Source organism: Pseudomonas sp. ICMP 561 (assembly GCF_002699985.1).
GTDB classification, from domain to species: Bacteria; Pseudomonadota; Gammaproteobacteria; order Pseudomonadales; family Pseudomonadaceae; genus Aquipseudomonas; species Aquipseudomonas quasicaspiana.
The window spans coordinates 114,715-130,134 of the sequence record NZ_LKBT01000070.1 but is presented as its reverse complement, the minus strand read 5'-3'; the positions used below and the strand labels follow the sequence as shown (position 1 = coordinate 130,134).

12 protein-coding genes are annotated in these 15,420 nt (G+C 58.8%); 6 read left to right on the top strand and 6 right to left on the bottom strand.

Annotation, left to right across the window (positions count from 1 at the left end):
• Positions 1–48: 48 nt before the first annotated feature.
• From AO242_RS28665 to AO242_RS28655, 3 genes are all read left to right on the top strand, one after another.
• On the top strand, positions 49–726 hold the full coding sequence (locus AO242_RS28665; RefSeq protein WP_027900361.1) for a DUF2848 domain-containing protein: 678 nt from the start codon (positions 49–51) through the stop codon (positions 724–726).
• Between the two features lie 5 nt (positions 727–731).
• On the top strand, positions 732–2,072 hold the full coding sequence (locus AO242_RS28660) for an amidase (RefSeq protein WP_099271436.1): 1,341 nt from the start codon (positions 732–734) through the stop codon (positions 2,070–2,072).
• 100 nt (positions 2,073–2,172) lie between these two features.
• Entirely contained in the window at positions 2,173–3,504 is a 1,332-nt protein-coding gene (locus tag AO242_RS28655; RefSeq protein WP_099271334.1) for an MFS transporter, read from the top strand.
• A 109-nt stretch (positions 3,505–3,613) separates the two neighbouring features.
• On the opposite strand, the gene AO242_RS28650 is transcribed toward AO242_RS28655, so the two are convergent.
• A complete protein-coding gene (locus AO242_RS28650; RefSeq protein ID WP_099271333.1) occupies positions 3,614–4,954 on the bottom strand; it encodes an MFS transporter in 1,341 nt (446 codons plus the stop codon).
• 369 nt (positions 4,955–5,323) lie between these two features.
• Positions 5,324–6,466, bottom strand: coding sequence for a glycerate kinase (locus AO242_RS28645; RefSeq protein ID WP_099271332.1), 1,143 nt, complete (start codon positions 6,464–6,466; stop codon positions 5,324–5,326).
• A gap of 316 nt (positions 6,467–6,782) precedes the next feature.
• Here AO242_RS28645 and AO242_RS28640 point away from each other — a divergent pair, with 316 nt between their 5' ends.
• The 3 genes from AO242_RS28640 to AO242_RS28630 all read left to right on the top strand — a co-directional run bounded on the left by AO242_RS28640 (position 6,783) and on the right by AO242_RS28630 (position 10,152).
• Positions 6,783–7,793: a zinc-binding alcohol dehydrogenase family protein gene (locus tag AO242_RS28640; RefSeq protein ID WP_027900911.1), complete on the top strand. Its 1,011-nt coding sequence runs from the start codon at positions 6,783–6,785 to the stop codon at positions 7,791–7,793.
• A gap of 23 nt (positions 7,794–7,816) precedes the next feature.
• Positions 7,817–9,340: a UxaA family hydrolase gene (locus AO242_RS28635; protein WP_099271331.1), complete on the top strand. Its 1,524-nt coding sequence runs from the start codon at positions 7,817–7,819 to the stop codon at positions 9,338–9,340.
• 98 nt (positions 9,341–9,438) lie between these two features.
• Positions 9,439–10,152: a FadR/GntR family transcriptional regulator gene (locus AO242_RS28630; protein WP_099271435.1), complete on the top strand. Its 714-nt coding sequence runs from the start codon at positions 9,439–9,441 to the stop codon at positions 10,150–10,152.
• Positions 10,153–10,330: 178 nt separating this feature from the next.
• On the opposite strand, the gene uxuA is transcribed toward AO242_RS28630, so the two are convergent.
• The 4 genes from uxuA to AO242_RS28610 form a co-directional block, all read right to left on the bottom strand.
• On the bottom strand, positions 10,331–11,506 hold the full coding sequence (uxuA, locus tag AO242_RS28625; RefSeq protein ID WP_099271330.1) for a mannonate dehydratase: 1,176 nt from the start codon (positions 11,504–11,506) through the stop codon (positions 10,331–10,333).
• 18 nt (positions 11,507–11,524) lie between these two features.
• Positions 11,525–12,982, bottom strand: coding sequence for a mannitol dehydrogenase family protein (locus AO242_RS28620; protein ID WP_099271329.1), 1,458 nt, complete (start codon positions 12,980–12,982; stop codon positions 11,525–11,527).
• Between the two features lie 11 nt (positions 12,983–12,993).
• Positions 12,994–14,292: an MFS transporter gene (locus AO242_RS28615; RefSeq protein WP_099271328.1), complete on the bottom strand. Its 1,299-nt coding sequence runs from the start codon at positions 14,290–14,292 to the stop codon at positions 12,994–12,996.
• A 67-nt stretch (positions 14,293–14,359) separates the two neighbouring features.
• Positions 14,360–15,391 carry a Zn-dependent oxidoreductase gene (locus AO242_RS28610; RefSeq protein ID WP_099271327.1) on the bottom strand — a complete coding sequence of 344 codons (1,032 nt, stop codon included), beginning with the start codon at positions 15,389–15,391 and terminating at the stop codon, positions 14,360–14,362.
• Positions 15,392–15,420 lie beyond the last annotated feature (29 nt).

Genomic DNA, 15,420 nt, shown 5'->3' with positions numbered 1-15,420 from the left:
ACTTCACAAATCACTGACTTTCTTCTTATCCGTAACGAGGACACCGCATTGACTCAGCTAACTCTCCAGGTCGCCAACCACGGCGCAGTAGTCGTAGAAATCGATCACCTGATCATCGCTGGCTGGGCTGGCCGTAACAGTGCTGCCGTGGAGCACCATATTGCCGAGCTGGAAGCCCTTGGGGTCCGTCGTCCAACGACGATCCCCTGTTTCTATCGGGTTGCCGCAAGCCTGCTGAACCCGGACGAAAGCATTCAGGTGCCAGGCAAGGACTCGTCCGGGGAAACCGAGTTTGTGTTGATCCCAAGCAGCATCGGCTTGCTGGTCGGCCTCGGCTCTGACCACACCGACCGCAAGGTCGAAGCCTTCGACGTGACCGTTTCCAAGCAAATGTGCGACAAACCGATTGCCGCCACAGCCTGGCGTTTCGATGAAGTCCAGGGCCACTGGGATCAACTGGTGATGCGCACCTGGCGCACCCGCGATGGTGTTCGCAGCCTTTATCAGGAAGGCCCGGTTACCAGCCTGCTGGCACCCGACACGCTCCTGGCCAAACTCAACGACAGTGCCAGCCTCGCACAAGGCACCGCGATGTTCTGCGGCACCCAGCCGGTCATTGGCGAGTTGGGTTATGGCGAAGCGTTCGAGATGGAATTGTTCGACCCGGTGCTCGATCGCAGCCTGCGCCATGCCTACAGCGTAGAACCGTTGCCAGTCGCGGAGTGATGCAGATGAAGCCAATCAAAGAGCTTGCCGAGGATCTCGCCAGCGGCGCGACCACCAGCGAGGCCTTGGTCACTGCAGCGCTGGAGCGTATCAGTGCGCACCGAGCGGAAGGCGGCAATGCATACCTGTCGGTGGATGCTGAAAGTGCTTTACAAGCTGCACGTGCCAGCGACCTGGCCCGTGCAGCAGGCTATGTGCCCTCCCCGTTGGCGGGCCTGCCGGTTTCGATAAAGGACCTGTTCGACGTGACGGGACAGGTCACGGCCGCTGGTTCCAAAGTGCTGGCCGGTAACGCGCCTGCTGAAATGGATGCGCCTGTTGTTGCGCGCCTGAAAGCTGCGGGCGCGATCCTGCTGGGCCGTACCAACATGAGTGAGTTTGCCTTCTCTGGCCTTGGCCTGAACCCGCACTTTGGCTCTCCGACCAGCCCGGCAGCGACCGGACGCATTGCGGGCGGCTCCAGTTCTGGCGCAGCGGTGAGCGTTGCCGAAGGGATGGCGGTGGCCGGATTGGGTACGGACACAGGTGGTTCTCTGCGCATTCCGGCAGCGTTCTGCGCATTGGTTGGTTTTAAACCTACTGCCAGCCGCGTGTCTGCCCAAGGCGCATTCCCACTCGCGACCAGCCTGGACTCCATCGGCGCGCTGACTGCCAACGTCGACGACAGCATCCTGCTGGACAGCGTTTTGTCAGGCGAAACTTTTGATACGCGGCCGGCCTCACTTAAAGGCCTGCGTCTTGCGGTGACGCGGGACTTTGTCATGGACAATGTTGATGCGACCGTCGCAGCCGCTTTCGAGCGCAGCGTGCAACGCCTGACTGACGCGGGTGCATCGATTCGTTGGTTTGACTTCCCCGAGTTGCACGAGCTGCCAAAGATCAATGCTGCGGGTGGCCTGACGGCTGCAGAAGCCTGGTATTTGCATCAGGGCTGGCTGAGTGGTGAGCAAGCAGCTGACTACGATCCACGCGTGGCACAGCGTATTCGTCGGGGTGAAGCGTTGAGTGCCGCTGATTACCTGCATCTGCTCGCCCAGCGTCAGACCATGATTGCCCTCGCCACCCAACGACTGGGCGATGCCGATGCCTGGCTGATGCCGAGCGTTGCCGTGGTCCCGCCAGAGTTGGCACCGCTGGAGCAGGACGACGCGCATTTCTTCGCCACCAACGGCCTGGTTCTGCGCAACACCAGCGTGATCAATTTCCTGGACGGCTGCGCAATCAGCCTGCCCTGCCATGTGTCTGGTGAATTACCGGTGGGCTTGTCCATTGCCGGTCTGAAGGGTCAGGACGCCCGGGTACTGCAAATCGCCCGCAGTGTCGAAGCCCTGCTGCGCAAACCGTAAACCTGAGCGTGATTGTCGTTGCGCTCGTGGCCTTTGCCGCGAGCGAACCGCTATGGCGGCCGCTTTCAGGCTGCCATCTCTTGATCGATGGAGATGCAACATGAACCACAATCCCTCCCTGACCGGCGGCGCTACTGACGTCGTGCCTGATCAGGCCGCAACTGCCGCGACCTATCGCAAGATCGCCTGGCGTCTGTTGCCGTTTCTGGTGTTCCTGTTCGTGCTGGCCTGGATCGACCGGGTCAACGTCGGCTTTGCCAAACTGGCGATGCTCGACGACCTGGGCTTCAGCGAAGCGGTCTACGGACTCGGCGCAGGTATCTTCTTCATCGGTTATTTTCTGTTCGAGGTGCCCAGTAACCTCCTGCTGGAAAAGATCGGTGCTCGTCGCACGCTCGCCAGGATCACGATCCTCTGGGGCCTGACGTCAATGGCCATGGCCTACGTCTCAAGTCCGATGTCGTTCTACATTTTGCGGTTTCTGCTTGGCGTGTTTGAGGCCGGGTTCTTTCCAGGCGTCGTGCTGTACCTCACCTACTGGTTTCCTGCCGCGCAACGGGCACGCATCAACGGTATGTTCATGACCTCGTTCGCCATTGCCGGCGTGGTTGGCGGCCCGATTGCCGGTTTTATCATGAGTCGCATGGTGGGCGTCGGGAGCCTGGCGAACTGGCAGTGGCTGTTTATCATCGAAGGCGTTCCTTCGGTGCTGGCAGGTTTTGCCGTGCTGCGCTATCTGCCGGAGAAACCCGTTAATGCCAAATGGTTGAGCCCTGCCGAACAGCAGATGGTCAGCGCGGTGATTGCCAAGGAAGATGCAGAGCCGGAAAAACACAGCGACCTGAAAGCCCTGGTTCGCAACCCCAAAGTCTGGCTGTGTACGCTGGTGTATTTCTGCATCGTTTCGGGGAACGCCACCATCGCGTTCTGGACGCCTTCGGTGATCAAGTCACTGGGTGTAAACGACACCATGAGCATCGGTTTGCTGGCAGCGATTCCTTTTATCGTGGGCACTCTGGCCATGCTGTGGAATGGTCACCATTCCGATAAAACCGCCGAACGTCGTATTCACTGCTCAATGGCAGCCTTGCTCGCAGGACTGGGTTTGATCGCAACCGGTCTGTGCCTGGGCAATGCAACCATGGCCTTGATCGCCCTGACCATTGCAGCAGCCGGGATTCTTGCTGCCTTCCCGGTTTTCTGGTCAATCCCTGGCGCCTTCCTCGCGGGTACTGCGGCAGCGGGCGGCATCGCACTGATCAATTGCATCGGTAACCTCGCAGGCTTCATCGCGCCTTACATGATTGGTTGGCTGCGCACACTCACCGGCAGCCTTGCGGCGGGCCTCTATTTCGTAGCGGCACTGGAGATTCTTGCTGCCGTGTTGGTGTTCTTTCTGTTCAAGGATGTGAAAGTCAGCCGTACGAAATGAGCTGTGGGATCTGGGCCCACAAAGGGTTGCGGTTGATCGCGCTACCGCCCATAAAGAAGCCCCCGTTCCATTAGGTCGGGGGCTTTTTTTATTCTGATCCCACTACAAACTATTTCTCCAACGGCTTGCCCGCTGTCTCCCTGGCACAGATCAGCGCGATCAAAGTAATACTCAACGCTGCGCACACGTACAACGAAACAGCCAGTGTCGAACCATAGGATTTATACAACGAGGCAACAATCAGCGGCGCAAAACCACCGCCGATAATCCCCGCCAACGTATAAGCCAGCGACGAACCTGCATAACGCACCCGAGTCGGGAACTGCTCGGTAACGAAAGCGGCTTGCGGGCCATACATCGCGGCGTGAATAACAAGACCCACTACTACAGCGATGCAAATCGACAGCGGCTGAGCGGTGTCCATGAGTTTGAAGAACACAAACGCCCAGACCATCGCACACAGCGCGCCGCCGATGTAAACCGGTTTGCGGCCGATCTTGTCCGAGAGAATTCCGAACAGCGGCACACAGATCGCGTTTAGCCCCGCGCCGATCATCGTCGCGGTGAGTGCCAAAGGCCTTGGCAAGTGCAAGACGGTAGTTACATACGTCAGGGTGAACACCACGACCAGTGCATAAAGCACATCCGAACCCACACGTGCGCCGCCCGCGAGTAATAACCGACGCCAGTGATTGCTGAAGACTTCCTTGATCGGGGTTTTCGCAGTTGCGTTGTGTGCCTCGATTTCCTTGAACACCGGGGTTTCCTCAACGCCGCGACGCAACCAAAGACCGAAGATCACCAGCGCGACGCTGGACAGAAACGGAATGCGCCAGCCCCACGACTGGAAGTCTTCAGGGCTCAGCCCCCAGGAAACCAGCGCGATGAAACCCGTGCCCAGCAACGTACCGCAGGAAGGGCCTACCTGAGTGAACGAGGCGTTACGACCGCGCTGATGCTGCGCACCGTGCTCCATGGACAGCAAAACCGCGCCCGCCCATTCGCCGCCAATCGCCGCGCCCTGCACGAAGCGCAACGCCACCAGCAGAATCGGACTCCAGATACCCAATGCAGCGTAGGTCGGCAACAGGCCCATAAGCCCGGTTGCGACACCCATCAATACCAGCGTGGTAACCAGCACAAACCGGCGGCCAAGTTTATCGCCCAGATGGCCAAACACGATGCCCCCCAGAGGCCGGGAGATATAACCAACAGCGTAAGTCGAAAACGCGAGAATGGTGCCGGTCAACGGATCAAACGACGGGAAGAAGATCGCGTTGAAGACCAATGCTGCCATCAGGTTATAGACCGTGAAGTCATACCACTCCAGTGTCGTGCCGATGGTGCTGGCGGCCGCGAGGCGACTCATCTTCTTGCCCGAAGCCACGGGCGCTGAAGAGGCAACAGGTGCGGAGTCAGACAGCGCCGGTGTGTTTTGCGTCGTACTCATCATGTTCTCCATTAATCAACAATGAAGAAATGATCTGTCGGCACGTTATGGCTGACAAACGGGTTTTTTACACAGCAACGATCAGTTTTTCTTGTGCAAAATGGCCCGCGCACCAATCAAGTGCCGCCGATGAACCACGCTGGCGCAAATGGCAGTCGTGTGTATGGAAAACACCTACTTTGCAGGAACTGCAGAAGGCTGCGATCGCGGTGTTTCAGGATGAACGCTTTCGCTGCCTTCGGCGGCTCTCATCTAACAACACGTAACTATCTGAGTTCACAAAGAGCCGGTGGGACCGAATTTATTCGGGAAGAGGCCAGTGCATCCGCAACATCATCTTCGTCTGGAATGCCGTCTTCCCGGTAGACACTAACGTTTTGCTCGTCCCAGTTGCCAGACCCGGGCCACATCCCTCGCCCGTTCCTGCAATAAACGCGGTGCATCTTCACAGGCTTCTGACAGGGCCATCGGGCCGGAAACCACCGAGAACGCGGCGGCAATACCATGCTCGTATAGCGCTTCATAGCCTTCGCCTAAAGTACCAGCGAGGATGACTACCGGCACGCCATTCTTCTGCGCGACACGGGTCACACCCATGGGAGTTTTGCCTCTCAGGGTCTGGAAGTCGCAACTGCCCTCCCCGGTTATCACCAAATCCGCGCCCTGGACTTTTTGTGCCAGATCGACCAGCTCGGCTACGACTTCAACGCCTGGACGGAAGCCCGCTTTCAAGAACGCTTTCGCGGCAAAGCCCATGCCTCCAGCGGCGCCCGCACCGGGTTCGTCTCGCACATCGCGATCAAGGACCGCAGCGCAACGGTCGGCATAACGCACCAAGGCGTGATCCAGCGATTGTATCTGCTCGGGGCTCGCGCCCTTTTGCCGGCCAAAGGTGAATGAGGCGCCGTGTGGTCCGCATAACGGGTTATCGACATCGGCTGCGATTTCGAAGCTGACGGACTGCAAACGGGGGTCCATGGCGCTCAGGTCGATACGCGCCAGACCGGCAAGTGCCAGACCTCCGGGGGCCAATGGAGAGTCGTGCTCATCATAAAACTGCACGCCCAATGCAGTGAGCATGCCCGCCCCGCCGTCATTGGTTGCACTGCCGCCGATGGTCAACACGACTTTCTCAGCGCCAGCATCAAGGGCTGCGACAATCAATTGGCCAGTCCCGTAGGTGGACGTGATGCAAGCATTGCGCTGGTCCACCGCCACCAACTGCAAACCACTGGCTTCAGCCATTTCGATGATTGCGGTTCGCGAATTGGGCAACCATCCCCAATGAGCAGTCACGTCAGTGCCCAGTGGCCCGCTGACGACGGTTTGACGTCGTTCGCCGTCGAGCACTGCGAGGATCGCATCCACGGTGCCCTCACCGCCATCGGCCATGGGGCATTGAACAAGTTCTGCGCAAGGAAAGACTTCAGCCAGACCCAGTGCAATGGCCTGGGCAGCACCGGCCGCACTCAGGCTGTCTTTAAACGAATCAGGTGCAATAACGATCTTCATTAACGCTCCGGCGATCTGACTGCGCACAAAATAGTGACTACTCGCGAAGCATAATGAAGGTCAGGTCACGGTTTGCACAAGCGAGTGCCCGCAGCCCTCAGGCAAATTAAAAAATTTTAATTGGTCGGTCCAATTCATGATTATGAATATTGGTCTTGCCAATAAAATTCCCGGCGTGTAGTTTTTCAGGCGTGATCATCCGAGCGGGCACCTGCCCGACTACAACAAAAAGAGATCAACAAAGAGAGCCTCCTGATGTGTAGATATCCCGCCTGCAGCGCGCTCGGTGCCCTTCCCCTCAACAAGGAGCATCAGCATGCTGACCGTCATCTGTAACGAACCCGGCTCGTTAACCGCTATCGAACGCGATAAACCGCTCAGGCAAACCGGAGAAGTCCTGATCCGCGTCAAACGCGTCGGAGTCTGCGGCACCGACCTGCATATCTTCACCGGCAACCAGCCTTACCTCGATTACCCACGAGTGATGGGCCATGAGTTTTCCGGGGTCGTCGAAGACGCCGACAGCGACAGCAAGCTGGCCGTAGGCGATGTGGTTTACGTGATGCCGTACCTTTCCTGCGGGACATGCATCGCTTGCCGCCAAGGCAAAACCAACTGTTGCACCCGAATTCAGGTGCTGGGGGTTCACTGCGATGGGGCTTTTACCGAATACCTGAGCATTCCTCAGGCCTTCGTCCACAAGGCCGAAGGCGTTTCACTTGATCAGGCCGCAATGATCGAATTTCTCTCGATCGGTGCTCACGCGGTACGTCGCTCGAATGTGCAGGCGGACAAGCAGGTGCTGGTGGTCGGTACGGGTCCTATCGGGATGGCCGCTGCGATCTTCGCCAGCCTGCGCGGCGCGAAGGTCACTGTGCTGGATACCCGCGAAGACCGTCTGGCCTTCTGTAGCCAACACCTGAACATTCAAGCGGCCGTGCAAATCGGCGAAGGCGACAAGCAGGCTCTGGCCGACCTCACCGGCGATGATTTTTTCGACGTCGTGTTCGACGCCACCGGCAATGCCCGGGCCATGGAACGGGGCTTTGAATTCATCGCGCACGGCGGCACCTACGTGATGATTTCGGTAGTACGGGACTCCATCACCTTCTCCGACCCTGAGTTTCACAAACGTGAAGCCACCTTGATGGGCAGCCGGAACGCCACCAAAGAAGACTTCCACTATGTGGAGGAATGCTTGCGCAACGGTTTGATTCCAGATGCCGCGCTGAACACCCATCGGCTGACACTCAAGGATGTCGCCGAGTCGTTCACCACACTGCTCGACCCGAAACAGGGCGTGGTCAAAGCCATCATCGAGTGCTGAAAAACGCCTATAGAGGACGCACCATGAACCTGCCCTCCTTGCTTGTTTTGTCACCCGGAGATGATGTAGCGGTAGCCCGTGGCGATATTGCCGAAGGCCAAAGGCTGAGCGCTGACGGCATTGAGCTGATCGCCCGGCAGCCAATTCCGTCCGGCCACAAGATTGCCCTGCGCGGCGTGTCGACCGGGCAACAGGTGCTCAAATATGGCCAGACCATCGGCCAGGCCACCCAAAGTATCGAGCCCGGCGACTATGTCCATGTCCACAACCTGGCGATGCCGACAGTCAGTACCGAATACAGCGTGCGGGACGCTTATGTGCCCACGTCCCTTAGCCACGAACCGGTCACATTCGAAGGTTACGTGCGTGACGATGGTCGGGTCGGCACGCGCAATTACATCGGTATTATTTCCAGCGTCAATTGCTCTGCGACGGTCTGCAAACACATCGCTCATGCGTTCTCTGCCGAACGTTTGAAGGACTTCCCCAATGTCGACGGCGTGGTTGCTATCACCCACGGCAGCGGCTGCGGCATGGGGGCTAAAGGTGAAGGCATCGACATTCTCAAGCGGACGCTGAGTGGCTATGCCAATCATGCCAACTTCGCCGGTGTGCTGTTGATCGGTTTGGGGTGTGAGGTCAACCAGCTGACGCCGTTGCTGGATGAGCTTGACGATCGCTCGGCCCTGCTCAAGGCCAGTCTGATCATTCAAGATGCGGGCGGCACGCGGGAAACCGTGCAGCGCGGCATCGCTCATATAGAAGCGATGTTGCCGGTCATCAACAGCTTCAAGCGCACAACCGTCCTCGCCAGTCATCTGTGCGTTGGTTTGCAATGCGGTGGCTCGGACGGTTACTCGGGCATTACCGCCAATCCGGCACTGGGCGCGGCGGTGGATCTGTTGGTGCAACAAGGCGGCACCGCGATTCTTTCGGAAACCCCGGAAATCTATGGCGCTGAACACCTGCTCACGGCCCGCGCCGCCTCCCCCGACATTGCAGCGAAATTGATGGCGCGGATTCACTGGTGGGAAGCCTACGTGCGCCACAACGACGGCGACATGAACAACAATCCCTCGCCGGGCAATAAAGCCGGTGGCATCACTACCATTCTGGAAAAGTCTCTGGGGGCTGTCGCCAAAGCAGGTGCTACCGGCTTGATGGGGGTTTATCAGTACGCAGAAACCATTGAAGCCCGTGGGTTAGTGTTCATGGACACGCCCGGCTACGACCCGGTGTCGGCGACAGGCCAGGTGGCAGGAGGCGCGAACCTCATCTGTTTCACCACCGGCCGGGGTTCGACTTACGGTTGCAAACCCACACCGTCCCTGAAGATCGCCACCAATACGGGGTTGTTTCAACGCATGGAACTGGATATGGACTTCAACGCCGGAGGGATTGTCGAGGGTCTGGAATCAGTGGCTGAGTCGGGCCAAAGGTTGTTCCAGTTGATGCTCGACACTGCTTCCGGGCGGCAGACCTGCAGTGAAGAAAATGGTCTGGGTGATAACGAGTTCCTGCCATGGCAGATCGGCGCGGTGATGTGATGACGGCTTGAGTTCACAAAGCATGGACGCGTTCACCAACGGCGAAGCTATCGGTCGCTATGGTAGCCTTCGCCAACTTTCCGATGGACGCCATAACCATGGTTTCACCGATCAACGCCGCTGAACGAAAGCCGTACCAGAAAATTGCCGATCAATTGCGCAACTACATCGCGCAGGCGGACTTCAAAACCGGTGCCCGGCTTCCCCCTGAACGGGATCTGACGCGGCTGCTGGGGGTGTCCCGACCTTCGCTGCGCGAGGCGCTGATCGCGCTGGAAATCGAAGGCGCCGTTGAAATCAAGATGGGCTCAGGTGTCTATGTGCGCGCAAGCCACAAGGACGGCACCAGTAAGCCGGTGACCTTGGGCGAGAGCCCTTCAGAACTGATGCAGGCCCGTGCGTTGATCGAAGGCGAGAGTGTGATTCTGGCTTGTATGCACGGCAAGAAAAGTGACTACCGTTATTTGCAGGACTGTATCGACGCGATGCGTGAAAGCATTGCCAATGGCGTGCCGCCGCTGGAAGACGACCGCAAGTTTCATCATCGCCTGGCCAAAATGAGTGGCAACTCGGCTCTGGTGCGGATCATCACTGCGCTGTTCGATGAGCGACATAACCCGATTTCGGCTCACCTCAGCAAGCATTCAGAGAATAGGTCGACCTGGGAGGCGGCGGTGATTGAGCACGAGGCGATTCTTCGCGCCGTTGCCAACAAAGACGTGCTCGGCGCGCAGACCTCGATGCGCCAGCATTTGAGCCGCTCGGAAGGCCGCTGGCTGCAGGCGCTGGAGCCTGAGGATGTTGGGGGTTAGTTTGACGGATGAGGCCCAGACCAAGCCCGCCTCTCAAAGGCTCCACGCAATTCCGTAGGACCGGCTTTAGCCGGGAGGACGTCGGGACATTCGCTGAATATCCTTCGCCAGAGACACCGCCCTCCCGGCTAAAGCCAGTCCTACAAGGTCACAATCGGAGCAAGCTTGCAGACAAACATCAACTCAACTGCTGCCGCACTGCCAGTTCCACCCCGCGGATTTCTGCCAGGCCTTTGAGCCGACCAATCAGCGAGTAACCAGGATTGCTCTTGCGGTGCTGGTCGTCGAGTAATTGATGGCCGTGATCCGGACGCAGTGGTAATCGCGGGCCGCCTTCGCGTTCGCGTCTGCGCTCCTCGGTGACCAGCTCGCGGATAACCCCGACCATGTCCACATCGCCGTCCAGATGATGAGCCTCGTGGAAGCTTCGCGGATCGGCCTCTCGGCGGGTCGAGCGCAAATGCGTGAAGTAGATGTAAGGTGCAAAGTGCTTCGCCATCGCCACAAGATCGTTGTCTTCGCGCACGCCATAAGAACCGGTACAGAACGTCAGACCATTGGCCCGGCTTGGCGCGGCGTCCAGTAACCACTGGGCATCGGCGGCGGTAGAGAGAATACGTGGCAGGCCCAGCAGCGCCCGGGGTGGATCATCCGGATGGATCGCCATCCGCACACCGACTTCTTCTGCCACCGGAATCAATGCACGCAGAAAATAGCCCAGATGCTCACGCAATCTGGCTTCGTCGATATCCGCGTAAGTGCGTAGCAAAGCGCGAAAATCTTCCAGGGTGTAATGCTCTTCAGCACCCGGTAAACCTGCAATCAGGGTATTGACCAACGCCTGACTCTGGCTGGCGGTCAGCCCCTCGAAACAGGCTTTGGCCTGCTTTATATCCTCGGCACTGTACTCCGCCTCTGCCCCCGGACGCTGGAGGATGAACAGGTCGAATGCAGCAAATGCAGTCTGATCAAACCGCAGCGCCCAGCCACCATCCGCCAGTTCCCAGGCCAGGTCGGTACGTGTCCAGTCCAGCACCGGCATGAAGTTGTAGCAGACGATATCAATGCCGCAGCTGGCCAGGTTACGCACGCTCTGCTGATAGTTGGCGATGTACTCGTCACGGCGACCGCAACCGCGCTTGATGTCTTCGTGTACCGGGATGCTCTCCACCACTGACCAGGTCAGGCCTGCGGCTTCGATCATCTGCTTGCGCGCCGCAATGGCCTCTACCGGCCACACTTCGCCGTTGGGGATTTCATGCAGTGCGGTGACGATGCCGGTCGCACCGGTTTGCCGGACGTCCGCCAGAGAAATCGGGTCTTTGGGGCCAAACCAGCGCCATGTCTGTTCCATATGCTTCTCCTTTTCTTGTTAGTTGTGCCCAGCGAAGCGTTGCAACACGCTGCTGATGCCTTCGCCAACCAGCGAGCCATAAGCCTGTTGCACCGCGTCGCGAAACGCCGGTCGCTTCGCCAGTGCGGTCGGGAATACTTCATCCAGTTCCAAAAACGCATCCACCAGAGGCGCGCCGTCAAAGCGTCCCGCCAGATCGGCAAAGGTGGCATTCAACGGGTCGTCTACGACTTGGGTCGTGGTTTGTGTGCAGTAGCGAATCCAGGCTGCAATACCCAACGCCGTACAAGCGATATCGCGACCTTCGTCGAGCAACTGCTGTGCACCGAGCAACCAGCGTTGCGGCAGTTTTTGCGAGCCGTCCATGGCAATCTGCCGCAGACGATGTTGCAGGCTGTCATTGGCAAAGCGCGCGATCAGATCCCGGGCATAGAGCGAAAGATCGATGCCAGGCGGCATGTCCAGCGTGGGTGCGGCCTCATGGGCCATGTAATGCTCAATGAGACCTGCCATCCGGGCATCATTGACCGCCTCGAATACCAACTCATGACCTGCCAGCACGCCCACGTAAGCCAACAGCGAATGGCTGCCGTTAAGCATGCGCAGCTTCATCGTTTCGAAGGGCTGCACGTCCTCGACCATCTGTACGCCTTCCACCTCCCAGTCAGGGCGACCCAGCGGAAAGTTGTCCTCGATGACCCACTGGCTGAAGCTTTCACACACCACCGCCGCAGGGTCGTGGCAGTCCAGTTGCTGCTCCAGACGACTGAAAGACTCTGCCGTCATGGCCGGGACAATCCGGTCGACCATGCAGCTTGGGAACGCGACTTGCTGGTCTAACCACTGAGCCAGTTCTTCATCCTGTTCTGCTGCCAGACCGCGTACCGCCTGCCGGGTACGCTGACCGTTGTCAGGCATGTTGTCGCAGCACAGGACGGTGAACGCCGGGATGCCAGCAGCGCGACGGCGGCGCAAGGCTTCGAGGACGATGCCTGGTGCTGAACGCGGCGTTTGCGGATGAGCAATGTCATGGGTAATCGTCGGGTCTTCGAGGCGCAATTGCCCCGTGGAAGGACTCAGGCAGTAGCCTTTTTCGGTGACGGTGAGCGTGACAATCTTCGTTTGCGGCGCGGCCATACGCTGCAACAGCAACTCCAGCTCATCACCGCCCTCACCCGTATACAGCGCTTCGCGCACGACAGCAATTTCGCGCAGCGTCACCTGTTCGCGGTCGCTGTACTCAGCCACATGGTAGCGACCATCCTGCGCACGCAGCAGATCAACCACTGCTCGATTGGAACGCAGGTTGGCGCTGGACAGACCCCAGTCGCTCTGGCCATGACGATTGAGGTTACGTTGCAGGTAGACCGCCTGATGGGCGCGATGAAACGCCCCCAGGCCCAGATGGACAATTCCAATGACCGGTTCTGACTCTGAAGCAGTGCCGGTAGCGGGCACGCGGTTAACAGTCGGCATCGACACACTCCTTATGTTCTGGGATGGCTCAAGGCCGAATCATGTTGCGGAACCGGGACAGCCGCTTCACCGGTGTCTGCAGCGCTTAGCGGTTTTACGTAGCGCGCCACACAGACCGCGCCGATCACGGTCAACAGCCCTGCCAGCAGGAATGCGCTGGTGAACGAGCCGGTGAACTGCACCAGAAAACCGGTCAGGGTCGGACCAATGATCCCCGAGGTGTTCGCCAGGAAATGCATGAAGCCGCTGACGCCACCCACCCGGGCAGCAGGCACGGTGTCCTGAATGATCGCCCAGTAAATGGCGCCGGTCAGGTACAGGAAGAACACCGCCAGTGCGACGAGAATGACCGCCGGATAAAGGGTTTTGACAATACCAGCCAGTGCAATACAGCCTGCGCAAGCCAGCAGGCACGTGACCAGTACGACTTTGCGGGAGAACATCATCCGCCCGGTCTTCTTGAACACGAAGTCGGAGATGAAACCGCCCAAGGCCAGACCGAGGAAACCCAGCAGCCACGGAATCACGGTGGCGATACTCATGTCCTTGACGTTCAGACCGTGAGCCATGGTCAGGTAGCTGGGGAACCAGGTCAGGAAGAAGAACAGCGTGTAGTTATAGGAAAAGAACGCCAGTGAAGTGAACAGCACGGTAGGTTGTTTGAGGTAATAACGCAGCGGATGCACCGGCAACGAAGCCACTTCGCTGGTGCCTTCGGCGCGCTGGATTTCCTCGGACACCTTGCCTTCAGGCTTGTCCTTGACGAACTTGAACCACACTGCCGCCCAGATCAGCCCTACCACCATGATGATAATGAACGACACTTTCCAGCCGTAGCTGATGGCGATGAAGCCCACTACCGGCCCGGAAATCGCGCCGCCCAGAGGTGTACCGGACATCGACGACCCCAGCGCCCTGGCACGCTGTTTTGGCGTATACCAGTTGTTGACCATCTTGCTGGTGGTGACGCTCAACGGCCCTTCACCCATGCCGAACAGGATGCGGATCAGCACCAACGAGGCGAAACCTACAGTCAGCACGGTAAGGCCGCTGAACAGAGACCACAGCACCATCGCCAACAGCAGTGTGGTTTTCGCGCCGTAGCGGTCAGCCGCCCAGCCACCGATAAAGTTGAACGCCGCGTAGCCGACGAAAAAACTACTGAAGATCATGCCCATCTCACCCGTCGTCAGACCGTAGTCCTTCTGGATGAAAGGGGCTGCCACGGACAATGCCGAGCGATCCAGGTAGTTAATGACGCCTGCCAGGAACAGCATGATGATAATTAACGTACGACCTTGACCAAACATTGGAACCTCCCGCTTTTTATGTTTATTCGGTGAGGGTGCCCAGATGGGCACTCGTATCTACATCGGACTAGTGACGCGCTTCACCCAACTGCACCAGCACCTTGCGGGTCTGCTCAGGGTGGTTTTCGATCAGGTCGATGGCTGCTGGCATCTCGTCGAAAGACACTTGATGGCTGACCAGCTCCTGAACCTGCAATTTGCCGCTGGCAATCAGCTCGATCACCTTGGGAAACTTGCGGTTGTTCAGGCGTGAGCCCACCAGCGTCAGCTCCTTCTTGATCATCTCCAGTTGCACCAGATCACTCGGGGTTGCATTGAAGCCCAGCAAGCCGATACGCCCGGCTGGTGAGGCCAGGCGGACCATTTGCGGCATCAAGGACGGAATGCACGCCGCGTCGACAATCAGCGGCACGCCTTCGCCGTGGGTCAACTCACGCATCGTGGCTTCAACGTCGACAGCCTGACCGTTGAGGGTACGGCTGGCGCCCAGGGCTTTGGCGGTTTCCAGACGCGCATCAATCACGTCGGTGACGGTAATGTCGGTCAAACCCAGCGCCCGAGCCATCTGCACCAGGGTCAGGCCAATCACGCCAGCCCCATAGATCAGCAGACTGTCTCCCGGATGCACGTGCATGCGATCCAGCACGTTGAGCGCAATGGAGTAAGGCTCCACCAGCGCCGCGTGACTCAGGGACATCGAGTCAGGAAGACGATGGGCGTTGCTGGCCGGGACGCAGACCTGCTCGCTGAAACCACCGTCGCGGTGCACGCCAATCACTTGCAGTTTGGTGCAGACGTTGGGGCGATTGATCCGGCACGGGTAGCAAGTCCCGCAGCTGATTACCGGGTCGATGCACACGCGGTCGCCAGCCTTGAGGTGTTCGACGCCTTCACCCACTTCGCGCACCACGCCAGAGAACTCATGGCCGGTTACTCGAGGGAAACGCACGAAAGCGTTCTGGCCGTGGATGATGTGCATGTCCGAGCCGCAGATACCGGCGTAGGCCACGTCCACCTTGACTTCGCCGGGTGCGATTTGCGGCACCTCGACCTGGGCCAGGCCGAACTCAAAAGGTGCTCTTACTTGAAAGGCTTTCATCGGGTAACTCCTGTCAGGGCGGCCGCCGC

Bases quoted from the DNA above. Each gene is read 5' to 3' on its own strand.
- AO242_RS28655 (WP_099271334.1), top strand. From the start codon at position 2,173: ATGAACCACAATCCCTCCCTGACCGGCGGCGCTACTGACGTCGTGCCT.
- AO242_RS28660 (WP_099271436.1), top strand. From the start codon at position 732: ATGAAGCCAATCAAAGAGCTTGCCGAGGATCTCGCCAGCGGCGCGACC.
- AO242_RS28620 (WP_099271329.1), bottom strand. From the start codon at position 12,982: ATGCCGACTGTTAACCGCGTGCCCGCTACCGGCACTGCTTCAGAGTCA.
- AO242_RS28645 (WP_099271332.1), bottom strand. From the start codon at position 6,466: ATGAAGATCGTTATTGCACCTGATTCGTTTAAAGACAGCCTGAGTGCG.
- AO242_RS28635 (WP_099271331.1), top strand. From the start codon at position 7,817: ATGAACCTGCCCTCCTTGCTTGTTTTGTCACCCGGAGATGATGTAGCG.
- AO242_RS28650 (WP_099271333.1), bottom strand. From the start codon at position 4,954: ATGAGTACGACGCAAAACACACCGGCGCTGTCTGACTCCGCACCTGTT.
- uxuA (WP_099271330.1), bottom strand. From the start codon at position 11,506: ATGGAACAGACATGGCGCTGGTTTGGCCCCAAAGACCCGATTTCTCTG.
- AO242_RS28610 (WP_099271327.1), bottom strand. From the start codon at position 15,391: ATGAAAGCCTTTCAAGTAAGAGCACCTTTTGAGTTCGGCCTGGCCCAG.
- AO242_RS28630 (WP_099271435.1), top strand. From the start codon at position 9,439: ATGGTTTCACCGATCAACGCCGCTGAACGAAAGCCGTACCAGAAAATT.
- AO242_RS28640 (WP_027900911.1), top strand. From the start codon at position 6,783: ATGCTGACCGTCATCTGTAACGAACCCGGCTCGTTAACCGCTATCGAA.
- AO242_RS28615 (WP_099271328.1), bottom strand. From the start codon at position 14,292: ATGTTTGGTCAAGGTCGTACGTTAATTATCATCATGCTGTTCCTGGCA.